Source organism: Cryobacterium sp. MLB-32, assembly GCF_000738085.1.
In the GTDB taxonomy this organism is placed as follows: Bacteria; Actinomycetota; Actinomycetes; order Actinomycetales; family Microbacteriaceae; genus Cryobacterium.
This window is the reverse complement of record NZ_JPRS01000279.1, coordinates 1-2061: the sequence shown is the minus strand read 5'-3', so window position 1 is coordinate 2061 and position 2061 is coordinate 1. Positions and strand designations below refer to the sequence as shown.

Annotated in this window: 1 protein-coding gene and 1 pseudogene; both read left to right on the top strand. The window is 61.8% G+C overall.

Annotation, left to right across the window (positions count from 1 at the left end):
- Window positions 1-123 precede the first annotated feature (123 nt).
- Window positions 124-1791 carry an ABC transporter substrate-binding protein gene (locus tag JF66_RS17545; RefSeq protein ID WP_035880049.1) on the top strand — a complete coding sequence of 556 codons (1668 nt, stop codon included), beginning with the start codon at window positions 124-126 and terminating at the stop codon, window positions 1789-1791.
- A 130-nt stretch (window positions 1792-1921) separates the two neighbouring features.
- Window positions 1922-2061, top strand: a pseudogene (locus JF66_RS23195) (ABC transporter permease); the annotation flags it as partial.

Genomic DNA, 2061 nt, shown 5'->3' with positions numbered 1-2061 from the left:
CGTAGGTAACGGTTCATCCACCGATGGCCGGTTTGGTCAAGTCCCCAATTAGTGTCGAAACTAACGATAACGCCGGTCCGGCCACAAACTGTGCCCGGCGTTCACCTTTTCACTGGAGGAAAATTGAGAATCAAGAGACTTGGCGTCGTCGCAATCGCCATTGCCGCCGTGGGAGCACTGACGCTCTCCGGCTGCTCGAGTAATGCCGGCGCTGACAACGGAATCATCACCACGAACGGCACCGAGCCGCAGATGTCATTGATCCCGACCAACACCACCGAGGTGGGTGGCGGAAAGATCATCACGTCGATCTTCGCCGGCTTGGTCTCCTACTCGGCGAGTGGGGAGATTCAGGACGAGGTCGCCCAGTCGATCGAGTCCGACGACGCCACCAACTGGACCGTCACGCTGAACGACGGCTGGACCTTCACCAACGACGAGCCCGTCACGGCCTCATCGTTCGTCGACGCCTGGAACTACGGCGCGCTGTCGACCAACGCGCAGGGATCCTCGTATTTCTTCGACAACATCGTCGGGTACTCAGACGTCTCCAACATGGCTGATGATCCCACCGGCGCCACCGACAAGGACACCGGCGAAGTGCTCCAGGTCGCCGCGCCCCTCGCCGAGACCATGTCCGGTCTGACGGTCGTCGACGACACCACCTTCACCGTTGAGCTCGCCGGCTCAGAGGCCGACTGGCCGCTGCGCCTCGGGTACTCGGCGTACTCGCCGCTGCCCTCCGTCGCGTTCGAGGACATGGACGCGTTCGGCCAGAACCCGATCGGCAACGGCCCCTACATGCTGGCCAGCGCGGATTCCTGGCAGCACGACGTGCAGATCGACCTTCTCACCAACCCCAACTACGCCGGCGTGCGCACCCCGAAGAACAACGGCTTGACCATCATCTTCTACGCCTCCTTCGACGCGGCCTACGCCGCGGTTCAGGGCGGCGACCTCGATGTGCTCGATGCCATTCCCGAAGCCGCACTCGCGAGCTATCAGTCCGACTTTCCGGACACCTTCGTGAACGAGCCCGCCGCGGTCTTCCAGGCCTTCAACATGCCGTACTACCTCGAGCACTGGTCCGGTGAAGAGGGCAAGCTCCGTCGTGCAGCTGTCTCCATGGCCATCGACCGTGCCGAAATCACCGACGTTGTCTTCCAGGGCACCCGCACCCCGGCCACCGACTTCACCTCCCCGGTGATCGACGGCTACTCCGATTCCCTCAAGGGATCCGAAGTGCTCGAGTACAACCCTGAAGAGGCCGTGGCCAAGTGGGCCGAAGCCGATGCTATCTCGCCCTACACCGGCACCTTCGACATCGCCTACAACGCGGACGGACCGCACCAGGTCTGGGTCGACGCTGTTGTCAATAGCGTCAAGAACACCCTCGGCATCGCGGCTGTCGGCAAGCCGTACCCCACCTTCGCAGCTGCGCTCGAAGATCGTGACGCTCAGGCGCTGACCGGTGCCACCCGCGCCGGTTGGCAGGCCGATTACCCCTCGCTGTACAACTTCCTCGCGCCGTTGTACCAGACCGGTGCGGGCTCGAACTACGAGGGCTACAGCAGCGTCGAGTTCGACACGCTTCTCAAGGAAGGGGCTGCGGCCTCCAGCGTTGAAGACGCTACCGCCAAGTACGTCCAGGCCCAGGAAGTCCTGCTGCAGGACCTCCCGACCATCCCTCTGTGGTACCAGAACACCTCGGGTGTCTGGTCTGACTCGGTGAGCAACGTCGAGTTCGGCTGGGATTCCGTGCCGATGTACCACGAGATCACCAAGGGCTAACTCAGCCGTAAGAATTTCCTAATGTGCGAACACCCGGGGGCGTGAGCCCCCGGGTGTTCCGTTGGTTAGACTTCTTCTCTCTCTAAGTGATTGTGATGTTCATGCATATTCGTTCCACTGTGGGGACCTGATGCTCTGGTATACCGGTAAGCGTCTGCTTCAGATGATCCCCGTGTTTTTCGGCGCCACGTTCCTGATCTACTTCATGGTTTTCTCTCTTCCGGGAGACCCCATCGCTGCCCTCTATGGCGAGCGTCCCCCGTCGCCGGC